Raw genomic sequence first — 25,879 nt, 5'->3', positions numbered from 1 at the left:
GCTGATTAGCTTGTTCAACCGCGCCACGCTTGAACTCGCTGCTGAATTTTCTTCGCTTCGACATGAACACTCCTCATCGGCCGCATCGGCCTTCTCGTAAGTGTCCGTGAAATCGGGGGTGAACCCAGATCAGGAAATGCGCTCTAGCCGGAACAGGTAGTAGCCGTGCGTCGGGTTGGCGCAGGTGCGTAGTAGATCAGGAAATGCGCTCTAGCCGGAACAACACGGATCTGCAGACGTGCAAGTCCACGGTGCGTAGTAGATCAGGAAATGCGCTCTAGCCGGAACGACGATCCAGTCGAAGGTGTTCATCACGCAGTGCGTAGTAGATCAGGAAATGCGCTCTAGCCGGAACATCGGCGACACCGACCAGGTGGCCCGGGTGGTGCGTAGTAGATCAGGAAATGCGCTCTAGCCGGAACGAAGAACGCCGCCTCGTTGGTCAGCTCCATGTGCGTAGTAGATCAGGAAATGCGCTCTAGCCGGAACGACGTTACCGCCTATGCCCAGGCCAAGGCCGTGCGTAGTAGATCAGGAAATGCGCTCTAGCCGGAACTTTCAGCACTCCACGTCGGCTCGAACAACTCCCAAATGATGTTTGTATCCAGCACGACAATCAAAGGAAGTCCGGTGGCTCACGCATGGGCTCGCGCTCAGGAAGCTCCAGCTCGATGCCGCCGTACGGCTCCACCCCTCGCACGGATGCTGTCCAGCAGTGACTGCCCGCTCGATGGCTCGGCCTGCAAGGCGTTGCACAAAATGCTGCGCGCCTCGTCCTCCATCGACTGCCCATGCTGCGCCGCTCGCAGGCGCAGACGCGCCTCCAGGTCGGCGTCCAGATGTCGGATCGTTATTGTCGTCATGGGAAGGCCTGCGGCGGTGACAGCAGTGGCTGCATTGTAGTCAGTGTCGGAGGAGAGGAGAGTTCCGCTGTCGCTTCGACTGCTCGGACGTAAGCATGTCGATCAATTTTTGTGTGGATCAATGCCGCGCAGGTAACCCTGAGAACTTCTCCTTCTTGCCGGACGCAACTCTCGTTGTCTGGGTGTCTTTGATACTGCGACAGTTCAACGGTCAACGGCTCACGGGGTGCGTCGCTTCAAGCGGCTCTTCGCGAAAGTCTGGATGCGTGAATACCCGCACCACAACGCACGGAATACTCGATCCGCCATCGTCTTTCCGCTCTTCAGTTCAACGCTGTGCAGAACCACGCGTAACCGGCAGAACTGCTCTTCATGCACCAGCCAGCTGCCGCCGGCGCCGCGCCAGCCTGCTCTCGTGCCGGCGTGCCGACCACGCCTTCCGCCGCTCCGCCAGGCACGAGAAGATCACGTACAGCGCCGGCGTGCTCAGCAGGGTCAGGCTTTGCGAGATCAGCAGGCCGCCGATCAGGGCGATGCCGAGCGGGCGACGCAGTTCGCTGCCTTCGCCAAGGCCGATCGCGATCGGCAAGGCGGCGAGGATGGCGACCATGGTGGTCATCATGATCGGACGGAAGCGCACGGTGCAGGCTTCGCGTGCGGCTTCCAGCGGGTTCTTGCCGTGTTCGCGTTCGGCGACCAGGGCGAAGTCGATCATCATGATCGCGTTTTTCTTGACGATGCCTATCAACAGCACCAGCGCGATCTGCGCCACCACTGACAGCTCGGTGCCGGTCAGCCACAACGCCAGCAGCGCGCCCACGCCAGCGGCCGGCAGGGTGGACAGGATGGTGATCGGGTGGATCAGGTTTTCGTAGAGCATGCCGAGCACGATGTAGACGGTCAGCACGGCGGCCAGCACCAGCCACAGCATGCCGCTCTGCGACTGCTCGAAGCGGCGGAAGTCGCCGCCCAGGTTGAGCTTGATGTCGCCCGGCATGCGCATGTTCTGCACGGTCGCCTGGATGATCGCCATCGCCTCGCCCATGCTCACGCCCGGCGCGAGGTTGAAGCTCAGATCCATCGTGGTGTACTGGTTCTGGTGGCGGATCTGCGACGGCGCCAGCCCCGGCTGTTGCTGCGTGAAGGCAGTGATCGGGATCATCTTGCCGCTGCTGGAGGCCACGTAGATGCGGTTCAGCGCATCGGGCGTGGCGGTCTGGTCGGGCAGCGCATTGACCACCACCTTGTACTGGTTGATGTCGGAGTAGATGGTGCTGACCTGGCGCTGGCCGAACGCGTCGTACAGGGCACCATCGATCGCGCCGATCGACACGCCCAGGCGGGCGGCCTTGTCGCGATCGATCACCATGTTCTGGCGCAGTCCGGCCTCGTCGACGTCGGTGCCGACATCCATCAGCTTGGGATTCTTCTTCAGCTCGGCCTGCAGTTTCGGCAGCCATTCCTGCAGCCCGGCCAGGTCGTTGCCCTGCAGCGATACCTGGTACTGCGCGCCCTGGCTGGTGCCGCCGCCACCGCCGCTGGGCAGGTCCTGCACCGGGCGCAGGCGCAGGTTGAGGTCGGGATACTTGGCGGCCTTCGCGCTCAGTCGCGCGAGCACGGCGAAGGTGTCGTCCTTGCGACCTTGTGCGCGGGTCTTCAGGTCGATATTGAACGAGCCACTGGTGCCCTGGCGGCTGCTGCCCAGGCGCGAGCCCACGGTGGCCACGTCGGGATCGGCCATCAGCATCGCGGTGAGGCGCTCCAGCCGCTGCTTGCTTTCGGCGAAGGAGACGGTGGCGCTGGAGTTGGCGCGGCCCCAGATCAGGCCGGTGTCCTGCTGTGGGAACAGGCCGGCCTTGACCACGCCGAACAGGAAGAAGGTGGCCACGATCAGCGCCAGCGGAGTCAGCGCGAACAGCAGCGCATGGCGCAGCGAGAAGTTCAGCGCGCGGGTGTACAGACGCAGCATGCCGGCGTGGAAACCGTCCAGCGCCCGCGCCAGCCGCGACGGCGCCGCCACTTTCCTGGCGTCATGCCCGCTGAGGAAGCGCCCGCAAAGCGCCGGGGTGAGCGTCAGCGAGACCAGCGCAGACACCACGATCGCCGCCACCAGGGTCACCGCGAATTCGTGCATGAACATGCCGGTGATGCCGCCGGCGAACAGCAGCGGAATGAACACCGCGATCAGCGAGGCGGTGATCGACACGATGGTGAAGCCGATTTCTCGCGCGCCGGCGAGGGTCGCCTGCATCCGCGTCATGCCGGCGTCGATGTGGCGGATGATGTTCTCGATCACCACGATCGCGTCGTCGACCACGAAGCCGATCGCGATCACCAGCGCCAGCAAGGTCAGGTTGTTGAGCGTGTAGCCGAGGATGTACATCACCACGAAGGCACCGGCCAGCGACAGCGGCACGGCCACCGCGGCGATCAGCGTGGGCGCCAGTCGGCGCAGGAACAGCGCCATGGTCAGGATCACCATCGCCAGCGAGATCAGCAAGGTCGCCTGCACCTCGTGCAGCGAGGCGCGGATGGTGGGCGTGCCGTCGAAGAACGGGGTCAGTTCGGTGCCTGGCTGCAGGTACGCACGCAAGGTCGGCAACTGATCCTTGACCAGGTCCACCGTGGCGATCACGTTGGCATCGGCTTTCTTGTAGACGTACATCAGCACCGCCGGCTTGCCGTGGAACCAGGCCGCCTGGTAGGCGTCCTGCTGGCCGGCGTAGACATTGGCCACGTCGGACAGCCGCACCGGCGTGCCATTGCGGTTGGCGATCACCAGCCGCGCGAACTCGTCTGCGCTGTGCATCTGCGTGGTGGCGCTGATCGCCATGGTGGTCTTGCCGTTGGACAGGAAGCCCTCCGGCGACGTCACGTTGGCCGCACTCAGCGCGTTGCGCAGCTGATCGGGCGACAGTCCCATCGCGTTCAGCGCGCGCAGGTTCACGTCGACGCGGATCGCCGGCGTGGCGGCGCCGGCAATCTCCACCGACGATACGCCGGACAGCTGGCGCAGCCGCTGGGCCAGCAGCGAGTCGGCGGCGTTGTACAGATCGGCGGCGGACTGGGTCTCGGAGGTCATCGCCAGCGCGATGATCGGGTCGTCGTTCGGGTTCGCCTTCTGGTAGCTGGGCGAACCGTTCAGGCCGCTGGGCAGGTCCGGCGCCGCCGAGTTGATCGCGGCCTGCACGTCACGCGCGGCCGAATCGAGATCGGTGCCGTTCTGGAACATCATGAAGACGAAGGTGCTGCCTTCGGAGCTGGACGAACGCATCGTCTCGATCCCCGGCACCTGGCCCAGGTGGCGCTCCAGCGGCGCCGCCACGGTGGAGGCCATCGTGCTGGCATCCGCACCGGCCTGGCTGGCCTGCACGAAGATCGCCGGGAACTGCATGTTCGGCAGCGCCGCCACGCCGAGCAGGAAGTAGCAGATCATGCCGCCCACGAACAGGCCGATCGCCAGCAACGAGGTACCGATCGGGCGGCGGATGAAGGAGCCGGAAATATTCATGGATTCAGCGTAGGCGGGGGATGGGCGAGGTATTGCAGATGACGCGTGAGCGAATCATCCCACCCACAACGCGCGGGCTGCGAAAAGGTTGATCGGGACAGAGGGCCATGCTTCCTGCGAAGAGCGACCCCACCCCAACCCTCCCCTGCTGCGCAGGGGAGGGAGCAAAGCAGTGCGCGGTGCTCCTGCTGCAACGTCGGGAGGGAACAAAGCGACGAACACGGCTCCGCCCCCTGCGCAGCAGGGGGCGGTTGGCGACCGGAGCGAGTCCTTCAGGTGAGGGGGTGCTTTTGACTTTGCGGCGAAGAGCGACCCCACCCCGGCCCTCCCCTGCGACCGAAAAGTCCCTTGCGGGCATGCAGGGGAGGGAGCAAGGCAAACGACGGCGGGTCACGCCGCGCCGCGGGCCCGGGCCTGGTGCAGCGCCCGCTGTTCGCGGCGCGCCGCGAGCCAGTCGGAGAAACGCTCCATGTACAGGTAGATCACCGGCGTGGTGTACAGCGTGACCAGCTGCGACAGCAGCAGGCCACCGACGATCGACACGCCCAGCGGCCGACGCAGCTCCGAGCCGATGCCGGTGCCCAGCGCCAGCGGCAGGGCACCGAGCATCGCCGCCGCGGTGGTCATCATGATCGGGCGGAAGCGCAGCAGGCAGGCGCGATGGATCGCGTCGCGCGCGTTCAGCCCGGTGCGCCGCGCCTCGATCGCGAAGTCGATCATCATGATCGCGTTTTTCTTGACGATGCCGATCAGCAGCACGATGCCGACAATGCCGTCCACCGACAGGCTCATGCCGCACAGGATCAGCGCCAGCAGCGCACCGACACCGGCCGGCGGCAAGGTGGAGATGATCGTCAACGGGTGGATGTAGCTCTCGTACAGCACGCCCAGCACGATGTAGATCACCACGATCGCGGCCAGCAGCAGCAACACCTCGTCGCCCAGCGAGGAGGTGAACTCGGCGGCCTTGCCGACGAACTCGCCACGCACCTGCGGCGGGAATTTCAGCTGCGCCTCGACCTGATGGATCGCCGTCACCGCGTCGGACAGCGAATAGCCCTGCGCCACGTTGAACGCCAGCGTCACCGCCGGCAGTTGCTGCTGGTGGCTGACCACCAGCGGCGCACTGGTGACCTTGGCGGTGACCAGCGAGGACAGCGGGATGGTGCCGCCGCCGCCGAGCTGGAAGCCGACATTGCCGGCATTGCCGATGCCCGAGGGCGTCGCCGAATTGCTCGATTTCAGCTGGCCGAAACTGGTCGCGTTGCTGCCGGTGAGCGCGCCGCTGCCGTTGCCGCGCACGGTCAGCTTGTTCAGCAGATCGTCGCTGTTGCGGAACTCCGGCGCCACTTCCAGCACCACGCGGTACTGGTTCAACTGGGTGAAGATGGTGGAGATCTGGCGCTGGCCGAACGCGTCGTACAGGGTGTCGTCGATGCTCTGCACCGGCACGCCCAGGCGGCTGGCTTTCTCGCGGTCGATGTCGAGCTTCAGCGCATTGCCGTTGTCGGCGAGGTTGTTGTCGACATCGGCCAGCTCCGGCCGCTGGCGCATCGCCTCGGTCATCTGGTTGGCATAACCGGCCAGCTCGGCCGAGTTCACGTCGGACATCGTGTACTGGTATTCGGTGGCGGCGACGCGGCTGTCCAGCGTCACGTCCTGCACCGGCTTGAGATACAGCGCCACGCCGGGAATGCCGGCCACCGCCTGTTGCAGCCGCGGCAGCAGCTTGTCCAGGCCGTCGCGGTCGCCACGATCCTTCAGCACGATGCTGAGCTGGCCCTGGTTGAGCGTGGGGTTGATCGTGCCGGCGCCGATGAAGGCGGCCACGCCGGCCACCGCCGGGTCCTTGCGCAGGGCTTCGGCGACCGCCTTGGTGCGGTCTTCCATCTGCGGGAAGGCGACGTTATCGTCGGCCTGCACCACGCCGGTGATCAGGCCGGTGTCCTGCTCGGGCAGCAGGCCCTTCGGAATGGCGATGTACAGGAACACGGTCAGCACCACCGCGGCGCCAGCCACCAGCATGGTCAGGCGCTGATGATCGAGCACCCAGTCCAGCGAACTTTCGTAGACCGCCACGGTGCGCGACCACACGGTGCGCTTGCCCGCCGCGGCGTGGTGCTCGTGCGCGTCGTCGCCCTCGGGCAACTGGTCGGGCTTGAGCAGGTAGGCGCACATCATCGGCGTCAGCGTCAGCGAGACCAGCATCGAGATGGTGACCGCGATGGTCAGCACCCAGGCGAACTCGTGGAACAGCCGGCCGGTGACGCCGGGCATCAGCAGCAGCGGCAGGAACACCGCCACCAGCGACACGGTCAACGACAGCACGGTGAAACCGATTTCCTTGGCGCCGATCTCGGCCGCTTCCTGGCCGCTCTTGCCCTTCTCGATGTAGCGCACGATGTTCTCGATCATCACGATCGCATCGTCGACCACGAAGCCGGTGGCCACGGTCAGCGCCATCAGCGACAGGTTGTCCAGCGACATGCCGGTGAACGACATCACCCCGAAGGTACCCAACAGCGACAGCGGTACCGCGGTGGCCGGAATGATGGTCGCCCACAGCCGGCGCAGGAACACGAAGATCACGCCGATCACCAGGAACACGGTGAGGATCAGGGTGAATTCGACATCGTGCACCGAGGCGCGGATGGTCACCGTACGGTCGGCGAACACGTCCAGGTGCACGTCGGCCGGCAACGCGCTGCGCAGTTCCGGCAGCACGTTGCGGATCTGCTCCACCGTCTGCACGATGTTGGCGCCGGGCTGGCGGCGCACGTCCAGCAGCACCGCCGGCTGGCCGTTCGCCCACGCGGCGAGCTGGTCGTTCTCGACGCCGTCGACCACCTTGGCCACGTCGGACAGCCGCACCGGCGAGTTGTTCTTGTAGCTGATGATGGTGTTCTTGTACTCGGCCGCATCACTCAACTGGTCGTTGGTGCCGATCGAGTAGCTCTGCGTCTTGCCGTTCAGCGTGCCCTTGGGCGCGTTGACGTTGGCCTGGGTCAGCGCGCTGCGCACGTCCTCCATGGTCAGGCCGAGGTTGGACAGCTGCGCCGGGTTCACCTGCACGCGCACCGCGGGGCGCACGTTGCCGGCGATCGAGACCAGGCCCACGCCCTGCACCTGCGACAGCTTCTGCGCGATGATCGAGTCGGCCAGGTCGTTCACCTCGCGCAGCTGGCGGCTGTCGGAGGTGAGCTTGAGGGTGAGGATCGGCGCGTCGGCCGGATTGACCCGGTTGTACACCGGCGGATACGGCAGGTTGCCGGGCAAGGTGCCCTTGGCCTGGTTGATCGCCGCCTGCACGTCCTGCGCGGCGATATCCACGTCGCGATCCATCGAGAACTGCAGGATGATCGTGGACAGCCCGGCGGAGGAGTCCGAACTCATCATCGTGAGCCCGGAGATCTGCCCCAGGTTGCGTTCCAGCGGGGTGGTGATCAACGAGGCCATGGTGTTGGCGCTGGCACCGGGATACTGCGTGCTCACCACCAGGCTGGGCGCCTCGATCTCCGGCAACGCCGACACCGGCAGCTGGCGATAACCCAGGATGCCGAGCAGCAGTACCGCCACCATCAGCAGCGAGGTGGCGATCGGTCGGCGAATGAAGAGGGTCGAGAATCCCATGGCTATCCGTAACGTCTAAAGTGCGGTTTCAGCCGCGATCATGGCTGGCGCGCGGCCACAGCCGCGCAACTTCGAGTGGCGCGGCGGGCAGCTGCCTGCTCAGCCGTGACGGCGACCACCGCCCTTGCTGTTCTGCTTGGCCTTTTCCATTTCGGCCGCGGTCGGCACGGCCGGTACTTCGCCCGGCTTCAGCGCATTGACCTTGCTGCCGGGCTTCAGCCGGAACTGGCCCTCGGTGACTACGCGGTCGCCGACCTTGAGCCCGCTGCCGATCATCACGTGGCTGTCGCCGACCTCACCGGCCACCACCACCGCCTGCATCTTGACCGTGCTGTCGGGTTGCACCTGGTAGACATAGTCGCCATCCGGACCACGCTGCACTGCCTGCGCGGGAATCACCAGGCCGCCATCGACCGTGCTCACCAGCAATTGCACGTTGACGAACTGGCCGGGCCACAGCTCGTTCTTCGCATTCGGGAATTCGGATTTCAGGCGGAAGGTGCCGGTGCTGGTGTCGATCTGGTTGTCGATCACCTTCAGCACGCCACCGCTGGCGATCGGATGCGCGTCGGTGCGATCGAGCGCGGTGACCTGCAGCTCGGCACCCTCCTGCGCAGCGGCCTTGCGCACCAGGTCGAGGCTCTGCTCGGGCAAGGTGAACATCACGTTGATCGGGTGCAGCTGGGTCAGCGTGACGATCGTGCTGGAGGTGGTCACCACGTTGCCCGGGTCCACGCCGCGGATGCCGGCCAGGCCGTCGATCGGCGAAATGACCTTGGTGTAGTTCAGCTGCACCTGGCTGTCGCGCACGCTGGCCGCGTCGGCCGCCACGGCGGCCTGATACTGGCTGGCGGTGTTGCGCAAGGTGTCCAGATCCTGCTTGGAGATGTAGCCCTTGGCTGCCAGGTCCTGGCTGCGCGTCAGGTTGCTCTTGGCGGTGTCGAGCATGGCCTGGTCCTGGCGTTGACGCGCCACGGCCTGGTCATAGGCCGCCTGATAGGTGCGCGGATCGATCTGCGCCAGCACCTGACCCTTCTTCACCGGCTGGCCTTCGACGAAATCCAGGCTGAGCAGCTGGCCGCCGACCTGCGGGCTCAGGCTGACCGTGTTGAGCGCCTGCACCGTGCCCAGCGCGGTCAGGTAGACCGGCACATTCTGCTTGGCCACCGGCACTACCGTCACCGGCACCGGCGGCGTTTCGTCCTTGCCATCCTTGCCGCCACGGGCCTTGCCGCTCGCCTGGGCCGAGGCCGCGGTGCCCGCCGGCGCCGGTTTGTGCAGCAGGCGGAAACCCAGCGCCGCCACCACGATCACGGCGATGACGATCAACGCGATCTTCCAAAAACGCGACATGTAAAACTCCTGGATTGAACGGTGCGGCCATGCGGCACGCAGCAGCGTGACTTGCATCTGCAGCTGGCGACGCTGTCGGACAGCGCCGACGAGCGGCTCTCGAAGTGAAAGCATAGGGGCAGTTCAACGGAAATGAACAATGCCGGTTGACATGGGTGCGCCATGACCGATGGCAGGGTAGCGGCTTAGCGCATGGCGGCGCCGGCACATGGTGACGGCATGCCAGCGCGGTCGGTCGTCACGCAAGCCTGAAACTTGCCGCGCGCTTCGTTTATAATCTCCGACTGGTTGCCTGTCCGATCCCCGAACCCGGGCCGGGGGCAAGCTTGATCCTCGTCGCTCGCTCATGAGGCGCCCCCGCGGGAAGTGCTCATGGTCCGGTGCGACGGCAACAGGCAATCGAGGCAGGACGGGGCAGCCATCGTGGCGTTCCGTCGCGCCCACTGACAGGAGTACGTGCGTGAGCGGTTCCATGAGCAAGGCGGACCACAGCGTCCTGCGCCAGTTTTCGATCATGATCGGCGGCCTGGCCGTGCTGACGGTGGTGCTGATCTTCGGCGCGCTGGCCATCCACGAGCACGAGCCGAAAGAAACCAATCCCGACCAGCCGGCCCAGGTGACCGCGCGGATCGCACCGGCCGGCGCGGTATATGCCGGCAACACGGGGCGTGCCGCGATGCAGGCTGCCGCCGATGCCGCCGCCAAGGCCGCTGCTTCGCAGGTCGCCTACGGTGGCACCACGGACGGCAAGGCGATCTTCGATCACCTGTGCACCAGCTGCCACACCGCCGGCGTCGCCGGTGCACCCAAGGTGGGCGACAAGGCCGCCTGGGCGCCGCGCCTGGCCCAGGGCATCGACGTGCTGGTCAAGCACGCGATCGAGGGTTACCACGGCCCCGATGGCAACTTCATGCCGGCTAAGGGCGGCAACCCCGCGCTCACCGACGAACAAGTGACCAACGCCGTGCACTGGATCGCCGATCAGGCGAAGTAAACTTCGCCTGATCCAACAAGCCTTCTCCAAGCGCCGCCCTCGGGCGGCGCTTTCGTTTGCCCCTTCCCCTGCAACGCAGGGGGAGGTTGGGAGAGGGTCCGCTCTTGATCTTGATCCAAGCCGCCATGCAGAAGATCAAGAGCACCCCACCCCAGCCCTCCCCTGCAAGCAGGGGAGGGAGCAATTCAATGCCCCGCGATCCATTCCCGCGCAAACTCCCGCAGCTCCGGAAAGAACGTCTCGAACCGCTGCTGCAGTCCCGCCTCGTGCTCCAGCAGCACCGGCAAAGCCGAATCCAGCGGATTGGCCCGGCTCAGTCGTTGCCCGATCCCCGTCAGGGCATGGCCCAACACCATCGGGTCGGCGTAGTTCGCCGGCAGTCCCTGCAGCTCCATGTACTCGCGGAAGCGCCGCAATGCCGGCGGCAGCAGTGCGTCGCGCTGCCACAGCAAGCCGCGCAACGCGTCGGAATACGGCTGCAGCGGCAACCCGCTCCAGCGCGGAAAGCCGCGCGCCAGGCAGTGGTCGAACCACATGTCGAGCAGGATCCCTGCATACCGCCGATATGGCGCGGGCAGCAGCGCCTTGGCCGCCAGCACCTCGGGGTGGGCATCGGTGTACACGTCGATCGCGCGATGCAGGCGAATCCCGGCGATCACCCGTGGCGGAAACAGCGCCGGATCCGGTTGCCCGTGGACGAAATCGCCCAGCATGCCGCCCAGTTGCAGTTCCTCGTCGTCACCGGCCAGCAGCGCATGGGCCAGATGGTTCACGGGCGGCTTCCGCGGCAGCCGAGCCGCGCGGCGGTTATCATCGTGCGCATGAATCCCACCGAACTCCCGGCCGCACCGGCCACCTTTCCCGATATCGCCGCCAGTTTCATGCTGGATGGCCCGGCCGGCAAGCTGGAAGCCATCAGCGATGTCGCCGAGCCGGCCGGCGCACGCCGCGGCGTCGCGGTGATCTGCCATCCGCTGACGTCTGAAGGCGGCACCATGCATAACAAGGTGGTGACCATGGCCGAGCGCGCGCTGCGCGAATCCGGACTGGATACCATCCGCTTCAATTTCCGCGGCGCCGGCAATTCGGCCGGGGCATTCGACAAGGGCGACGGCGAAAGCGCGGATCTGGCCGCCGTGGTGGCCTGGGTACGCAAGGTGCGGCCGGATGACGCGCTGTGGCTGACCGGCTTCTCGTTCGGCAGCTACGTGACCATCCGCAATGCGGGGCAACTGCACGCCGACGTGCTGATCAGCATTGCGCCGCCGGTGGGTCGCCGCGAGTTCGGTCCGGTCGCGCTGCCGACCTGTCCGTGGCTGGTGGTGCAGGGCGAGGCCGACGAGGTGATCGACCCGCAGGCGGTGTTCGACTGGATCGACACGCTGGAACACCAGCCCGAACTGGTGCGCATGCCCGATACCAGCCATTTCTTCCATCGGCGACTGATGGACCTGCGCGGCGCGATCAAGCACGCCGTGCTGGGCTGGCTGCCACCGGCGCGACGCGGCTGACCTGCGCCTTCCACCTCTCCCGGACCTGTCCGCTCCATGCGTGAAAATCCCTCGCTCGCGCCCAGCGCGCGCTACCACGAAGGCGTCGCTGCGCATCGCTGGGAATCCGACCCGACCCAGCTGGCGCTGCTGCCCGAATTCGATCGCATGCATGCGGCGCTGTGCGCCGCGCCGGCAAGTGAAACCGGGCTGCTTGGTCGACTGAAGTCCCTGCTCGGCAGCGACGAGCCGCCCGTCGCGGTGCCCGGCCTGTACCTGTGGGGCACGGTCGGCCGCGGCAAGACTTTCCTGATGGATCTGTTCGCCGCCAGCCTGCCCGGCGGCGTGGTGCTGCGCCGGCACTTCCACCGCTTCATGGGCGAGGTGCACCAGCAGCTGCGCGAGCTCGGCGAGCAGCAGAGCCCGCTGGTCGAGGTGGCTGCCGGCATCGCCGCACGCTGCCGGGTGCTGTGCCTGGACGAGTTCCTGGTCAACGACATCGGCGACGCGATGATCCTGGCCAACCTGCTCGACGCCTTGTTCGCACGCGGCGTGAGCCTGGTCACCACCTCCAACACCGCGCCGGCCAATCTGTACCAGGGCGGCCTGCAGCGCGCGCGCTTCCTGCCTGCGATCGCGCTGATCGAGCGGCAATGCCACGTGGTTGAAATGGCCTCCTCGCGCGACTGGCGACTGCGCGCGCTCAGCCAGGCTTCGGTCTACCTGACTCCACCGGGGGCCGAGGCGCATCGCGCGCTGGAGAAAATCTTCGCCGGCCAGGCCGGCGGCGAGACGCAGCTGGACGGCCAATTGCCGATCAACGGTCGCGACATCCCGTTCCACAAGCGCGCCGAGGGCGTGCTGTGGTTCGACTTCAGCGCGTTGTGCGAAGGCCCGCGCGCAGTCGCCGACTACATCGCGCTGGCCAAGGCCGGGCCGGCGATCATCATCTCCAACGTGCCGCAGTTCAGCATCTACAGCGAGGACGCGGCGAAGCGCTTCGTGCAACTGGTCGACGAGTTCTACGACCGCCACGTGAAACTGGTGCTGTCCGCCGCGGCGCCGATCACCGAGCTGTACGACGGCGAGCGCCTGCGGGCCGAATTCGGCCGCACCGAGTCGCGTTTGATCGAGATGCAGAGCGAGGAATATCTGGCCCTGCCGCATCGACCGGAATGAACCGGTCCGGCCGTGCTACAGCGCAGTCGCGGTATCCGGATGGGCGCGCTGGAAACGCCGATGGTGGATCAGCAGGCCGGTGAAGTAGGCGATGTAGTAACCGACCAGCAGGCCGATCACCAGCATCGTCAGTGGACTGAGCGCCTGCCCCATCGGCTGCATCGCCGCGTAGCTTGCAGACGCCGCCGGTGCCAGCTGCATCTGGTGCCACATCTCGAACAGGCGCCAGGCCAGCCGGCCGAGCAGCAGGGCGGTAAGCAAGGCGCCGATCCACGGATTCGGCACATAGCAGTCACCCTTGACCGGATCGACTTCGAAACGGGTGAGGCGCAAGCCGAGCAGACCCACCGCGCCACCGACCAGGACCCCGCCCAGCAGGCCTTCGGCCAGCGCGGGCCGTTGCAGACCGGTGAGCGCGAGCAGACTGCCGATGATCGCGAACATCACGATGCGGCCGATCATCCGCTTGCGCCGGATCGGCTGGCGGCCGAACTGGCGGCTTACGCGCTTCCAGACCATCCAGGCCAGCAGCGGCAGCATGATCAGGTAACTGGTCAGATGGGCAGGCATGGGCGCGGATCACTTTGGCGGGAATGGGTACAGCTTAGCCGGGCCGGCAGCGGCTGACGATTGACGCCTGTCATGCATCGACGCCCGTTCGGCACACTCAGTCGCCACCCAGCTGCTGGGCGATCGAGCGCGTGCGTTCGGTGACGACATTGCCCGTATGCAGGGTCGACTTGCGCTCGATCAGCAGCAGCAGGCACTCGGCCGCGGCCACCGGATTATGGCGAACGCCCCTGGGCACCACGAACAGTTCGCCCCGGTCCAGTTCCACCACGCCGGTTTCCAGTTCGATGCGCAGGTGGCCGTCGAGAATCAGGAACAGCTCGTCCTCGCCGTCATGGCTATGCCAGCCGAACGTGCCGAGGACCTTGGCGACCTTGAGGTAGCTGTCGTCCAGCTCGCCGATCACCCGCGGCGACCAGTACTCGACCAGGGCGGCAGCGGCGGCCTTCGGCGAGATGGCGGCGGGCATGCCCTACTTCGCCTTGCCCTGGTTCGCCACCGCCGCCATCTTCGCGGCGATCGCCGCAGCGTCACCGAGGTAGTAGTGGCGCAGCGGCTTCAGCGCGTCGTCGAACTCGTAGACCAGCGGCACGCCGTTGGGGATGTTGAGCTCCACGATCGCCTCGTCGGAGATGCCGTCGAGGTATTTCACCAGCGCGCGCAGCGAATTGCCGTGCGCCACCACCAGCACGCGCTGGCCGGCGCGGATCGCCGGCGCCAGCACCTGGTGCCAGTACGGCAGCACGCGCTCGACGGTGTCCTTCAGGCATTCGGTGTCGGGAATGTCCTGTGGGTCGAGGGTCGCGTAGCGCGGATCGCCGACCGCGTCGTTGGCGGCGCGCTCCAGCGGCGGTGGCGGAATGTCGTAGCTGCGCCGCCACACCTTCACCTGCTCCTCGCCATACTTCAGCGCGGTCTCGGCCTTGTTGAGGCCGGTGAGGCCGCCGTAGTGGCGCTCGTTGAGGCGCCAGTCGGTGACCACCGGCAGCCACATCAGGTCCATCGCGTCCTGCACGCCCCACAGTGTGCGCACGGCACGTTTCAACACCGAAGTGTGGGCCACGTCAAAACTGAAACCGTCCGCCTGCAGCAGCCGTCCGGCCTCGCCTGCCTCGGCGATGCCCTGCTCGGTGAGATCGACGTCGGCCCAGCCGCTGAAGCGGTTGTCGAGGTTCCACTGCGATTGGCCGTGGCGGATCAGGACGAGCTTGTGCATGGGGTTGCCCAGAAGGTTGCTGAACCGGGAATGGTGCAGGCCCGCCCCGGCAGCGTCAAATGCGGCCCCTGCCACAGGTCATGCTAAACCGGCGGCCGGCGCGTGGCATCTCAATCCAGCCAAGTCTGCAAACCCACCCCACAAGGAGATTGTCATGCGCCGATTCCCCACCATCCTGATCACCGCCGCGTTCGCGCTGGGCCTGCCGCTGCTGGCCGCCGCCCATGACGGCGACATCGACAAGGTCAACGGCACGGTGCGGGTCGAGGCCGGCCAGCACGCGGGCGATGTCAGCACGGTCAACGGCGCGGTGCATATCGCCGACGGCGCCGTGGTGCAGGAGGCCAGCACCGTCAACGGCGCGGTCGAACTGGGCGACAAGGCGCAGGCCAGCGAACTGGGCACGGTCAACGGCTCGATCAGCCTGGGCCGCGCCAGCCGGGTCAGCGGCAAGGTGGAAGCAGTCAACGGCAGCATCCGGCTGGATCCGGGCGCCGACGTCGGTGGCCGGCTGGAGAACGTCAACGGCGCGATCGTGCTCGACGGCGCGCACGTCGCCGGCGGTCTGGGCACGGTCAGCGGCGACATCACGGTGGGCAGCAACTCGCGCGTCGAGGGCGGCATCCTGGTCGACCAGCAGCACGGCTGGTTCAGCGGCAACAGCCGCCCGCCGGTGGTGGTGATCGGCCCGCACGCGGTGGTACAGGGCACGCTGGAATTCCGCCGCGAGGTGGTGCTGAAGGTCAGCGACAGCGCGCAGATCGGCCCGGTCAAGGGCGCCACGCCGGTGAAGTTCAGCGGCGCAACGCCGTAAGCCAGGAGTGAGTGGAGAGGAGTGAGAAGTGAGAGAAGTGCAAAAGCTTGCGCGCTCCGCTTTCTCTCACTTCTCACTCCTCTTCCCTCACTTCCTGCTCAAAGCCAGTCGCGCGGCTTCAGGTACTCGGCCAGCTTCGCTTCGGCGGAGCCGGCTTCCGGCTGGTACGCGTATTCGAAACGCACGCGCGGCGGCAGGCTCATCAGGATCGACTCGGTGCGGCCGCCGGACTGCAGGCCGAACAGGGTGCCGCGGTCGTAGACCAGGTTGAACTCCACGTAGCGGCCGCGCCGGTACAGCTGGAATTCGCGCTCGCGCTCGCCGTACGGCGCACCCTTGCGGCGTTCGACGATCGGCAGATAGGCATCGAGAAAACCGTGGCCGACATCGCGGGTGAAGGCGAAGCAGCGCTCGAAGCCGCCCTCGTTCAAGTCGTCGTAGAACAGGCCGCCGACGCCGCGGGTCTCGTCGCGGTGCTTGAGATAGAAGTACTCGTCACACCATTGCTTGTAGCGCGGATAGACGTCCGTACCGTACGGCTCGCACAGGTCACGCGCCACCGTGTGCCAGTGCCGCACGTCCTCGTCCACCGGATAGAACGGGGTCAGGTCGAAGCCGCCGCCGAACCACCACACCGGCTCAACGCCTTCCTTGCTGGCCTCGAAGTAGCGCACGTTGGCGTGGGTGGTCGGCACCTGCGGGTTCTTCGGATGCAGCACCAGCGACACGCCGGTGGCGATGAAGCTGCCGCCGGCCAGCTCCGGCCGGTGCGCGGTGGCGCTGGGCGGCAGTTGGGTGCCGGACACGCGCGAAAAATTCACCCCGGCCTGCTCGAACACCGCGCCGTCGCGCAACACGCGGGTACGCCCGCCACCGCCTTCGGTCCGCGTCCAGGCGTCCTGCTCGAAGCGCGCGGCGCCATCGACCTGTTCGATCGCCGCGCAAATGCGCTCCTGCAGTTCGCGCAGAAAGACTTCGGCCCGGTTCGCTTGTTCGCTCATGTCTGACCCTTTCATTCGACCCGGCCAGTTTACCAAGTGCACCGGTATCGACCGCTGCGGCCTGACGCCGCGTTGGCGTGCGCCAGATCAGGCCACGCGAGCCATGCCTGGCAGCGGGCTCTTGCTCAGCTGATCCGCGTCACCATGCGCTGACGGCCGACCAGTTGCGCCCAGCGCAGGCCGAGGTCGATCCACATCAGGTAACTGGCCTCGATCAGCAAGCGGCCGAGATAGATGCCGTGGCGCGGCAGCCGCGCCTCGGCCGCCACCGGCGACGCGTCGAAACCGAGCCGGCGGGCGAGCAACAGGCAGCGGGCCAGGTGATACCGACTGGTCACCAGCGCCACCGGCGGCCGCCGGCCTTCACCCGCGTCGATGTCAAGCAGCCGGCGCGCGTGGCGCAGGTTTTCCAGCGAGTCGACCGAGTCCTGCTCCAGCACGACGCGCAGTTCACCGGCCAGTCCCTGCTCCCGCAACCAGACCTGGCCGGCGGCGGCTTCGCTGTGCCGGCCGCCGCTGTAGCCGCCCAGCAGCATCAGCTGATCGGTGTGCCGCTGCTCGGCCAGTACCAGTGCCCGGCGCAACCGCTGCCGGTAATCCGGACCGGGCGCATCGCGCACCAGCTGGCGACCGAACACCAGCACGATCATCCGCCGCGGCGGCAACAGCGGGCTGCGCACCGCCACCCGGCATACGTGGATCAGATAGCCCAGCCAGACCAGCCCCGCGCTCAGCAGCAGGGCTGCCAAGGTGACCACCGCCGCGAGTTGCACGTCGCGATCGCGCAGGTAACGCCAGGGGCTTCGTGGTGACGATGGCGTGGTTGGCACGGCGACTCGCGGCGCGGCGGGAATGGTGCAGTTTAGCGGCCGCATCCTGTTCGCAGCACCTTCATGCGACGGACCGCAACCTTGCCGCCGGCGTGATCACGGGCTAGGCATTCCGCCAGGCCACCGTTAGGCTTTCAAAGATGCCCCTCAAGATGCCACCTCTCGCCGTCACCGGCCACACCGCCACCTCGGCGCTGGGCAGTGGCCTGACCGCCCAACTCGCAGCTCTCGAAGCGGCCCGCAGCGGCCTGCGCCCGAACGACATCAGCAGTGTGCCGCTGGCGTGCTGGATCGGTCGGGTCGCCGGCGTGGAAGCCGTGCAGTTGCCCGCCGGGCTGCAGGAATGGGACTGCCGCAACAACCGGCTGGCCTGGCTCGGCCTGAATCAGGACGGCTTCCTGAAGAAAGTGGACACCGCCCGCAGCCGCTACGGCGCGGCGCGCGTGGCGCTGCTGCTGGGCACCTCCACCGCGAGCATCGGCGCCACCGAAGAGGCTTACCGCGACCTCGACGGGGACGGCGGCTTTCGCGACGAGAAACTCTACTCGCCGCTGCACGCGCCCCACTCGCTGGCGGCCTTCGTGGCGGCGGCGTTGCAGCTGGAAGGCCCGTGCCTGACCGTGTCCACCGCCTGCTCGTCCAGCGCCAAGGTGTTCGCCAGCGCGGAACGGATGATCCGGCTTGGCCTGGTCGATGCGGCGGTGGTCGGCGGCGTGGACAGCCTGTGCGACAGCGTGCTGTTCGGCTTCAATGCACTGGAACTGATCTCGCGCGAACGCTGCCGCCCGTTCGATGCGGCGCGCGACGGCATCTCGATTGGCGAGGCCGCCGGCTTCGCCCTGCTCGAACGCGCCGAGGTGGCGCCCGACGCGCTGCAGTTGCTGGGCTACGGCGAAGCCAGCGACGCCCACCACATGTCCACCCCGCATCCGCAGGGCCTCGGCGCCGAGCTGGCCCTGCACGACGCACTGGCACGGGCCGGCCTGGCCGCAAGCCAGGTCGATTACATCAACCTGCACGGCACCGCCAGCCAGAAGAACGACGAAGTGGAAGCCGCACTGGTCTCGCGTGCCTTTCCCGCGCGCACCCGGGCGAGTTCGACCAAGGGCTACACCGGCCATACGCTCGGCGCCGCCGGCATCATCGAGGCGACCATTGCACTGCAGGCGATCCAGTCCGGGATGATTCCGGGCAACCTCGGCGGCGACACGCCCGATCCCGCCTGCGGTGTGCAGTTCGCCTGGCGCAATGAAAAGCGGGAAGTCGCGGTGGCGCTGAGCAATTCGTTCGGATTCGGCGGCAACAACGCCTGCCTGGCGTTCGCCCGCGCTGGGTTCGTCGCATGACCGCACTGGAGTTCTTCATCGACGGCGTTGGCCTGTGGTCGCCACAGCTGGCCGACTTCGCCGACCTGCGCAGCGTGCTGGACGGCAAGACCCCCGCGCCGTCGCCGCGGCGACCGGCCGCCGCCACGCTGCCGGCCAACGAACGTCGCCGCGCGCCGGACAGCGTGTTGCTGGCGGTGGAAGTTGCCGGCCAGGCGGTGGCGATGAGCGGCCAGGGAGCAGCGGCAGTGGCTTGCGTGTTCGCCTCCTCGCATGGCGACCAGGCGATCACCGACTACATGTGCGCCACGCTGGCGCAGGCACCGACCGAGTTGTCACCGATCCGCTTCCACAATTCGGTGCACAACGCCGCGGTCGGCTACTGGACCATCGCCACTGGCTGTCACGCACCGTCCACCGCGATCGCGGCGCAACGCGCCAGCTTCGGTGCGGGGCTGCTGGAGGCGGCCAGCCAGGTGTGCGCGGAGCAGCGCCCGGTGCTGCTGGTGTGCAGCGATTTCGTCGGTACCGGGCCGCTGCTGGAAGTCACCGGTTGCACCCAGGCGTTCGGCTGCGCGCTGATGCTGATGCCGGTCGCCGGTGCGCGCAGCCTGGCCCGGTTGCGCCTCACGCTGACAAACGCACGCCCATCCAGCACACTCGACGAACCCATGGCCGGCTGGCGCGATGGCAATCCCTCCGCCGCCGCCCTGCCGTTGCTGGCGCTGCTGGCGCAGGGCCGGGGACGTTGCCAACTTGAAGCCGCCGCGCGGCTGGGGCTGCAGATCGACATGGAGAAAGTCGCTTGAATACCGTCAACCCGCGCTGGTGCGTGCTGATCCCCTGCCTCAACGAGGAAGCCGCGATCCGCTCGGTGATTGCATCGGTGCTCGCGCTGGGCGCGCCGGTGATCGTGATCGACGACGGCTCGGACGATCGTACGGCCGACATCGTCGCCGCGCTGCCGGTGACGCTGCTGCGCAACGAGCGGCGCTGCGGCAAGGGCGAGGCCTTGCGCCGCGGCTTCCGCGAGGCGCTGCGGCAAGGCTACGACGCCGTGCTCACCATGGACGGCGACGGCCAGCACCTGGCTGACGACATTCCGCGCATCGTTGCCGCAGCGGCGCAGCATTCGCGGCACATCGTGATCGGCGCGCGGCTGCTCGACAAGGAACAGCAGCCCACCGGCCGCCGCCGCGCCAACGCGGTGGCCGACTGGGGCATCTCGTGGGCATGCGCGCAACCGGTCGCCGACACCCAGAGCGGCCAGCGCTGGTACCCGCGCGCCGCGCTCGACCTGGTCGACCTGCCGGCGGAGAACTTCGTGTTCGAGGCGGCCATCCTGATCGCCGCCTCGCGCGAAAAGCATCTCGGCGTGGTCTCGGTGCCGATCGCCTCGCGCTATCACGGCAGCTTCCGCCCCAGCCACCTCAAGCCGGTGCGCGACGTCACCCGCATCACCACCTACACCATCGGGCGGGTGATCCATTACGGCAACATCATCGCCAGCTATCGACGGTCGCGCGCCGCCCCCGTCATCGCCGGCGGCACGCCCGGCTGAGGCCATGGGCCAGGCGCTGCGGCTGCAGTTGGTGGTGATCCTGCTCACCTCGCGCGGACTGGCCTGGCTGCTGCGCTGGGCGCGCGGCTGGGCGGGCATGGCTGGCGCGACAGTTTCGCGGTGGGCTCGCTGATGAACGCGCGCGGCATGGTCGAACTGACCGTGCTGGAGATCGGCCTGGATGCCGGCGTGATCGGCCCGCCGATGTTCAACCTGCTGCTGAGGCGATCGTCACCACCATGATGACGACGCCAATGCTGCGGCTGTTCAGTCGTGATCGGGCGGGCGCGGTCGCCGCCGGATCACGCCACCCCGACCTGGAGTGAACCATCATCCGCAGCCTGCGATACCGCGTCACGCACTCCGGAGCCCGAACCTGCATGAGCCAGACCACGCACGAAGCGGTAATCCTTGGCGGCGGACTGGCCGGCCTGTGCCTGGCGCTGCAGCTGCGCGGCGAATTTCCGGACATGGACATCCTGGTGCTGGAACGCAACCGTCATCCGCTGCCGCCGGCCGCGCACAAGGTCGGCGAGTCGACGGTGGAAATCGGCGCGCACTACTTCGACCACACGCTGGGCCTGCGCGACCATCTGGATGCGGCGCACATCCGCAAGTTCGGCCTGCGCTACTTCTTCTCCGAAGGGCGCCATGACATCGAGAACACCACCGAACTCGGCGTGAGCAGGATCCTGCCGGTGCCCAGCTACCAGCTCGACCGCGGCATCTTCGAGACCTTCCTCGGCGAGGAAGCGCGGCGCCGCGGCATCGACTTTCGTGACGGCGCCACTGTCAAGGGCTTCACCCTGGGCGAGCACGGCGCGCAGCACGAGGTGCGTTTCATCGACGATGCCGGCGAGCACACCGTCAGCGCGCGCTGGCTGCTCGACGCCTCCGGGCGCGCGGCCCTGCTGCGGCGACGACTGGAGCTGACGCTCGACAACGGGCACCACGCCAACGCGGTGTGGTTCCGCATGGACACGCGGCTGGACATCGGCCGCTGGAGCGACGACGCCGAATGGGGCGCGCGCTGCAGCCCGCCGGAACGCTGGCGCTCGACCAACCACCTGATGGGCGCCGGCTACTGGGCGTGGCTGATCCCGCTGGGATCGGGTGCGCACTCGGTCGGCATCGTCTGCGATGCGGCGATGCATCCGCTGGACGGCATGCGCGATTTCGAACGCGCGCTGGAATGGCTGCAGCGCAAGCAACCGGCGATGGGGCGTGCGATCGCCGCCGAGCGCGACAGCCTGCTCGACTTCCACTTCCTGCGCAACTATTCCCACGGCAGCAAGCAGCTGTTCAGCGCCGACCGCTGGGCGCTCACCGGCGAGGCCGGCACCTTCCTCGATCCGTTCTATTCGCCGGGCAGCGACTTCATCGCCATCTGCAATACCTACATCGTGGCGCTCGTCGGCCACGACCGCGCGTCACGCAACGTCGCCCCGTTCGCGCACTTCTACGAGAAGCTCTACTTCTCGTTCTACGAGAACACGCTGGCTCTGTTCCGCGACCAGTATCCGCTGTTCGGCAACCCCGAGGTGCTGTCGGCCAAGGTCATCTGGGACTACGCGTACTACTGGGGCGTGCTGTGCCAGCTGGTTTTCCAGCACCGGCTCACGGATCTGGCACTGCTGGGCGAGATGCGTGCCGAACTGGAACAGGCGCAGGCGCTGAACACGCGCATGCAGCAACTGTTCCGCGACTGGCACGCTGCCGGCGGCGGACAGACCCGGCGCGAGATGCTCGACCAGTGCACGCTGGCCTGGTTTGCCGAACTGAACGCCACCTTGTATGACCCGCTCGACGACGCCGGCGTGCGCGCCCGGCTGCGCGACAACGTGCGCATGCTCGATGGCGTGGCCGATGCGCTGGTGCTGCAGGCCAGCGCCAGCGACCCGCGCCTGCACGCGCCGCTGTCGGGCCAGCCGCGACCGCCGCTGTTCAGGGCGGTGGCGTGAGTTTGCCGGTCGTCAGCCCATGCCGCCGTTGACGCCGATCACCTGGCCGTTGATGTAGGCAGCTGCGTCCGAGCACAGGAAGGCGACCAGCGCGGCAACTTCTTCCGGCTTGCCGGCGCGCTGCGCCGGCACCACCTCGCGGATGCGTTCCGGCGGAAACGCCGCATCGGCCATGCGCCCCTCGATCACCCCGGGCGCGACCACGTTGACGGTGATCCCGCGCGAGGCCATCTCGCGCGCCAGCGACTTGCTGGCGCCGTGCAGCGCGGCTTTGGCCGCGGCGTAATTGGTCTGCCCGCGGTTGCCCAGTTGCGCCGCCACCGAGCTGACCGAAACGATGCGGCCGAAGCGCTGCCGCGCCATCGGCAACAGCAACGGCTGGGTGACGTGGAAGAAGCCGTGCAGCGAGACATCGATGACCCGATGCCACTGCTGCTCACTCATGCCGGCCATCGGCGCATCGTCGTGGATGCCGGCGTTGTTGATCACGGCATGGATCGGCCCTTCGGACAACAGCGTATCGAGCGCGGCGCGGGTCACTTCGGCGTCGGCGACATCGAAGGCCAGCGCCTGCGCCCTGCCGCCGCCAGCGACGATCGCCGCGGCGGTTTCCTGCGCCCGGGTCAGGCTGTGATGGCCGTGCACGATGACCTGCCAGCCGGCGGCGGCCAGCGCGTGGCAGATGGCTCCGCCGAGTTCACCGCTGCCACCGGTAACCAGCGCGCGACGTGATGTGCCTGTTTCGGACATGGGACAACTGCTCCTGATCAACGCGCGGGATGGATCACCGCGGCACGGCCGCTGGCCAGCAATCGTCCGCGATGTTCGACGCGAAACGTGTATTGCGCGCCGCCCTCGTCGGCATAAAGACACTCGCCGTAAACGTCCAGCTCGCCCTCGAGCTGGTCGACATGCTCGGCGAACAGTTGCACGTCACGCAGGCTGACCAGCATGCCGGGCCGCACCTGCTGGTCGCCACGCGAACGCGCCAGCAACGCACCGTGCACGGCCATCGCCTGCGCGCCGTACTCGGCCAGATGCACGGCGTGCAGGCCAGCTTCGCCGCGCAGCGGATTGTCTGCGCGCGCATGGCCGGCGCTTTGCGCATGGATGCCGGTCGCGTCCCACGCACACACCACGTCGAGCAGGCACATCGTGCCTGCGTGCGGAATCAGCGCGGCCCAGTCACTCTTCGGAAGCATGCGGCGCCATCAGGATCGACAGACAGAAATGGAAGGCCACGCCCAGGCTTACGGTAAGCCCGATCGCCCGCAGCACCGGAATCGTCGCCCACGCCAGCATGCCGAACACCAGCAGCGCGGAGAGCACGCAGACGATGGTGGCGTGCAGCGTGCGCCGCTGCTCGGCGGGGTCGCCGGTATCGCGCTCGAAGAACAGCGCGTAATGCAGGCCCAGGCCGCCGGCAAGGATCAGCGCGACCAGATGGAACAGCGAGATCTCGATGCCCATCATCCGCTCGACCGCCAGCACCAGGAAGGTGGCCAGGGTCATCGGTGCCAGCACGTGCCAGGCGCGACGCACGCTGCGCAGCGCGAAGCTGATGGTCAGCACCAGCAACAGGCTGGCTGCCAGCAGCGCCTGCAGGATGCGCGTGCGGTAGTCGACCACCAGCGATTCGGAGGCGGCCTTCAGATCCAGCAGGCGCACCATGCCGCCGCTGTCCGCACCCAGCGCCCGCAGTGCGGCCACGTCATGCACGCCACTGACCGTGCCCAGGCCCAGCCAATGCCCGTCACGATGCAGCAGCATCGCGGCGAGGCGTTGGCCCAGCGGCGTCTGTGCATAGCGTTCCGGCGTCAGCGGCGGCAGCGTGCGCGCGGTTTCCACGTCGTCGACAAACGGCTGGAACAGATCGGCGCGGAACGGCAGGCCGTGCAGCGCCTGATCCAGCGCGTGCTGCAAGCTGGCCCGATCGGGCAGCTGTTGCTGCCGCTCGCGCTGCACGGCAACGCTGGGCAGATAACGCGACGGCAACTCGAGTGCGTCGACTGCATGCCTGCCGACCAGTGCGTCGACCTGCGGTTGCAGCTTTTCCGACAGCGCCAGCACGCCCTGTTCGGTCGGTGCCTGCAGCACCAGCATGTAGCGCACGTCAGGGGCGCCCAGCGCCTCGCGCAGGCGTGCGTCGTGCAGCAACAGGTCCTGCGGCAGCGGGGTCAGCGCGGCGAGGTTGTTCTGCCAGAACGGACCACGCGCGAAGGTCAGCATCACCACGATCGCCACCGCCACCAGCAACGGAATCCAGCGTGGCCGCGGCAGTCGATCGACCAAGCGCCGCGCCCGTGCCAGCCACGCCATGTCGGCCACGTCGCGCACGCGCCGCGGCAGCAGGTGCGGCAGCAGATAGCGCGTGCTGAAACCCGCCACCAGCAACCCGACGATGGTGAACACCGCCAGCTGCTTCAGGCCATTCACACCGGAGGCGTAGAACGCCAGGTAGGCGATGCAGGCCGAGGCGATCGCGGTCAGCAGCAGCGGCCACAGCGCGCGCACGCTCTGCACCGCATCCTCGCCGGCGCGCCGGTGGCTGAGCACGCGGATCGGATACTCCTGCGCCACGCCGAGCAGGGTGAAGCCGAAGGCCAGGGTGATCCCGTGCACTTCGGGAAACGCCAGCGTCAGCGCGGCAATGCCCGCCAGCGCGGCGCTGGCGATCGGCAGCGCACCCAGCAGCAGCGAGCTGAAGCTGCGGTAGGCCAGCAGCAGCAGGGCGACGAAACCGACCGTGGAGATGCGTCCGATCCAGTCGGCCTGATGGCGGGTCTGGGCGCCGACGACCACGCTGAAGTAGCCCGGTCCGCTAAGGTCGAGTGTGGCTGCGGTACTGCCCGGCAGCGCAGCGAACGCCTGCCGGATGCCGCCGATCGACTGCTCCTGCGCTCCGGGATCGAAACCGGCGGCCACTGTCTGCACCAGCAGCAATGCCTCGTCTTGCGGCGAGAACCACACACCCTCGCGCACTTCCGGCGACTTCGCCGGCGCCCACAACTGGGCCAGCTTCAGCACTTCCAGCGTGGGATCGCGCGGCAGCAGGCCCTTGAGCAAGCTGGCGGCGGGCGAGGACAGATCATCCAGCCGCTGTTGCAACTGATCGGCGAGATACGGCTCGTCCAGCGGCTGCGTGTCCAGCGTCGGCGACAGCAGGAAACGGTATGGCAGCAGGCTGGGGTCGAGCGCGCCGAGGTCGAAGCTGCCATTGACCACCTGGCTGTAATGCCGGTCCTTTTTCAGCGCCGCGGCCAGGCCCTGGCTCAGGCTCGCCAGCGCGGCATCGCGCTGCGCGGGCGGCAACGTTGCACAAGGCGTGACGGCAGAACCGTCCCTGGTGGCATGCGCATGCGGGGTCGTGCAGCGCGCGCTGATGGCCAGCAGCAGCAGGCGCGAGCCCGGCCCCTCGCCGACCTGCTCCATCAGCAGGCGCTGGTCGGGCGTGGTCGGCGCCGGCATGAAGCTGCGCAGGTCGGTGCTGATCTTCAGCCGCTGCGCGACCATCCAGCCGAGGCCGGCCAGCGCCAGCAACCAGAGCACCAGCAAGGTTGCGCGGGCACCCCGGCGCATGC

At 67.5% G+C, this 25,879-nt stretch carries 21 protein-coding genes, 1 pseudogene and 1 CRISPR repeat array; of the genes and pseudogenes, 9 read left to right on the top strand and 13 right to left on the bottom strand.

Annotated elements, in window-relative coordinates:
* Window positions 1–184: 184 nt before the first annotated feature.
* Window positions 185–556: a CRISPR direct-repeat array (repeat unit 37 nt; unit sequence GTGCGTAGTAGATCAGGAAATGCGCTCTAGCCGGAAC).
* Window positions 557–653: 97 nt separating this feature from the next.
* The 4 genes from ACQGNJ_RS01145 to ACQGNJ_RS01130 all read right to left on the bottom strand — a co-directional run bounded on the left by ACQGNJ_RS01145 (window position 654) and on the right by ACQGNJ_RS01130 (window position 9,357).
* On the bottom strand, window positions 654–863 hold the full coding sequence (locus tag ACQGNJ_RS01145) for a FitA-like ribbon-helix-helix domain-containing protein (RefSeq protein ID WP_426687389.1): 210 nt from the start codon (window positions 861–863) through the stop codon (window positions 654–656).
* A gap of 370 nt (window positions 864–1,233) precedes the next feature.
* On the bottom strand, window positions 1,234–4,374 hold the full coding sequence (locus tag ACQGNJ_RS01140; RefSeq protein WP_426687388.1) for an efflux RND transporter permease subunit: 3,141 nt from the start codon (window positions 4,372–4,374) through the stop codon (window positions 1,234–1,236).
* 390 nt (window positions 4,375–4,764) lie between these two features.
* Entirely contained in the window at window positions 4,765–8,004 is a 3,240-nt protein-coding gene (locus tag ACQGNJ_RS01135) for an efflux RND transporter permease subunit (protein WP_426687387.1), read from the bottom strand.
* Between the two features lie 99 nt (window positions 8,005–8,103).
* The gene (locus ACQGNJ_RS01130; protein ID WP_426687386.1) at window positions 8,104–9,357 is read right to left on the bottom strand and encodes an efflux RND transporter periplasmic adaptor subunit; all 1,254 of its coding nucleotides are present in this window, start codon (window positions 9,355–9,357) and stop codon (window positions 8,104–8,106) included.
* Between the two features lie 472 nt (window positions 9,358–9,829).
* Here ACQGNJ_RS01130 and ACQGNJ_RS01125 point away from each other — a divergent pair, with 472 nt between their 5' ends.
* On the top strand, window positions 9,830–10,351 hold the full coding sequence (locus tag ACQGNJ_RS01125; protein WP_426687392.1) for a c-type cytochrome: 522 nt from the start codon (window positions 9,830–9,832) through the stop codon (window positions 10,349–10,351).
* 185 nt (window positions 10,352–10,536) lie between these two features.
* On the opposite strand, the gene ACQGNJ_RS01120 is transcribed toward ACQGNJ_RS01125, so the two are convergent.
* Complete coding sequence (locus ACQGNJ_RS01120) at window positions 10,537–11,124, bottom strand: acyl carrier protein phosphodiesterase (RefSeq protein ID WP_426687385.1); 588 nt, start codon at window positions 11,122–11,124, stop codon at window positions 10,537–10,539.
* 48 nt (window positions 11,125–11,172) lie between these two features.
* Here ACQGNJ_RS01120 and ACQGNJ_RS01115 point away from each other — a divergent pair, with 48 nt between their 5' ends.
* Window positions 11,173–11,862 (top strand): alpha/beta hydrolase, encoded by a 690-nt coding sequence (locus ACQGNJ_RS01115; RefSeq protein WP_426687391.1) that lies wholly within the window; start codon window positions 11,173–11,175, stop codon window positions 11,860–11,862.
* Window positions 11,863–11,898: 36 nt separating this feature from the next.
* A complete protein-coding gene (gene zapE / locus ACQGNJ_RS01110) occupies window positions 11,899–13,020 on the top strand; it encodes a cell division protein ZapE (protein ID WP_426687384.1) in 1,122 nt (373 codons plus the stop codon).
* Window positions 13,021–13,035: 15 nt separating this feature from the next.
* On the opposite strand, the gene ACQGNJ_RS01105 is transcribed toward zapE, so the two are convergent.
* The 3 genes from ACQGNJ_RS01105 to gpmA all read right to left on the bottom strand — a co-directional run bounded on the left by ACQGNJ_RS01105 (window position 13,036) and on the right by gpmA (window position 14,806).
* Window positions 13,036–13,590, bottom strand: a complete 555-nt coding sequence (locus ACQGNJ_RS01105; RefSeq protein ID WP_426687383.1) for a CcdC protein domain-containing protein — start codon at window positions 13,588–13,590, stop codon at window positions 13,036–13,038.
* 97 nt (window positions 13,591–13,687) lie between these two features.
* Entirely contained in the window at window positions 13,688–14,059 is a 372-nt protein-coding gene (locus ACQGNJ_RS01100; RefSeq protein ID WP_426687382.1) for a cupin domain-containing protein, read from the bottom strand.
* 3 nt (window positions 14,060–14,062) lie between these two features.
* Window positions 14,063–14,806 (bottom strand): 2,3-diphosphoglycerate-dependent phosphoglycerate mutase, encoded by a 744-nt coding sequence (gene gpmA / locus ACQGNJ_RS01095; RefSeq protein ID WP_426687381.1) that lies wholly within the window; start codon window positions 14,804–14,806, stop codon window positions 14,063–14,065.
* 154 nt (window positions 14,807–14,960) lie between these two features.
* Here gpmA and ACQGNJ_RS01090 point away from each other — a divergent pair, with 154 nt between their 5' ends.
* Complete coding sequence (locus ACQGNJ_RS01090) at window positions 14,961–15,620, top strand: DUF4097 family beta strand repeat-containing protein (protein ID WP_426687380.1); 660 nt, start codon at window positions 14,961–14,963, stop codon at window positions 15,618–15,620.
* Window positions 15,621–15,718: 98 nt separating this feature from the next.
* On the opposite strand, the gene hemF is transcribed toward ACQGNJ_RS01090, so the two are convergent.
* The gene (gene hemF / locus ACQGNJ_RS01085; protein ID WP_426687379.1) at window positions 15,719–16,621 is read right to left on the bottom strand and encodes an oxygen-dependent coproporphyrinogen oxidase; all 903 of its coding nucleotides are present in this window, start codon (window positions 16,619–16,621) and stop codon (window positions 15,719–15,721) included.
* Window positions 16,622–16,746: 125 nt separating this feature from the next.
* Window positions 16,747–17,451: an ElyC/SanA/YdcF family protein gene (locus ACQGNJ_RS01080; protein WP_426687378.1), complete on the bottom strand. Its 705-nt coding sequence runs from the start codon at window positions 17,449–17,451 to the stop codon at window positions 16,747–16,749.
* 152 nt (window positions 17,452–17,603) lie between these two features.
* On the opposite strand from ACQGNJ_RS01080, the gene ACQGNJ_RS01075 reads away from it, so the two are divergent.
* From ACQGNJ_RS01075 to ACQGNJ_RS01055, 5 genes and pseudogenes are all read left to right on the top strand, one after another.
* Window positions 17,604–18,797, top strand: a complete 1,194-nt coding sequence (locus tag ACQGNJ_RS01075) for a beta-ketoacyl-[acyl-carrier-protein] synthase family protein (RefSeq protein ID WP_426687377.1) — start codon at window positions 17,604–17,606, stop codon at window positions 18,795–18,797.
* Window positions 18,794–19,585, top strand: a complete 792-nt coding sequence (locus ACQGNJ_RS01070) for a beta-ketoacyl synthase chain length factor (RefSeq protein WP_426687376.1) — start codon at window positions 18,794–18,796, stop codon at window positions 19,583–19,585. The genes ACQGNJ_RS01075 and ACQGNJ_RS01070 overlap by 4 nt, the downstream gene beginning before the upstream one ends.
* Window positions 19,582–20,337 carry a glycosyltransferase family 2 protein gene (locus tag ACQGNJ_RS01065; protein WP_426687375.1) on the top strand — a complete coding sequence of 252 codons (756 nt, stop codon included), beginning with the start codon at window positions 19,582–19,584 and terminating at the stop codon, window positions 20,335–20,337. Before ACQGNJ_RS01070 ends, ACQGNJ_RS01065 begins: the two co-directional genes overlap by 4 nt.
* 63 nt (window positions 20,338–20,400) lie before the next feature.
* Window positions 20,401–20,663 (top strand): annotated as a pseudogene (locus tag ACQGNJ_RS01060) (cation:proton antiporter domain-containing protein); the annotation flags it as partial.
* 54 nt (window positions 20,664–20,717) lie between these two features.
* On the top strand, window positions 20,718–22,298 hold the full coding sequence (locus tag ACQGNJ_RS01055) for an NAD(P)/FAD-dependent oxidoreductase (RefSeq protein ID WP_426687374.1): 1,581 nt from the start codon (window positions 20,718–20,720) through the stop codon (window positions 22,296–22,298).
* A gap of 12 nt (window positions 22,299–22,310) precedes the next feature.
* On the opposite strand, the gene fabG is transcribed toward ACQGNJ_RS01055, so the two are convergent.
* Genes fabG through ACQGNJ_RS01040 form a run of 3 tightly spaced genes read right to left on the bottom strand, consistent with a single transcriptional unit; the run spans window position 22,311 to window position 25,877 of the window.
* On the bottom strand, window positions 22,311–23,048 hold the full coding sequence (fabG, locus tag ACQGNJ_RS01050; RefSeq protein WP_426687373.1) for a 3-oxoacyl-ACP reductase FabG: 738 nt from the start codon (window positions 23,046–23,048) through the stop codon (window positions 22,311–22,313).
* Between the two features lie 17 nt (window positions 23,049–23,065).
* Window positions 23,066–23,500: a hotdog family protein gene (locus tag ACQGNJ_RS01045; RefSeq protein WP_426687372.1), complete on the bottom strand. Its 435-nt coding sequence runs from the start codon at window positions 23,498–23,500 to the stop codon at window positions 23,066–23,068.
* Window positions 23,484–25,877, bottom strand: coding sequence for an MMPL family transporter (locus tag ACQGNJ_RS01040; protein WP_426687371.1), 2,394 nt, complete (start codon window positions 25,875–25,877; stop codon window positions 23,484–23,486). Before ACQGNJ_RS01040 ends, ACQGNJ_RS01045 begins: the two co-directional genes overlap by 17 nt.
* Window positions 25,878–25,879 lie beyond the last annotated feature (2 nt).

Source organism: Rhodanobacter ginsengiterrae, assembly GCF_050026815.1.
Lineage (GTDB): Bacteria > Pseudomonadota > Gammaproteobacteria > Xanthomonadales > Rhodanobacteraceae > Rhodanobacter > Rhodanobacter ginsengiterrae.
The sequence above is the reverse complement of the archived record's forward strand: the minus strand, read 5'-3'. Positions and strand labels throughout refer to the sequence as shown.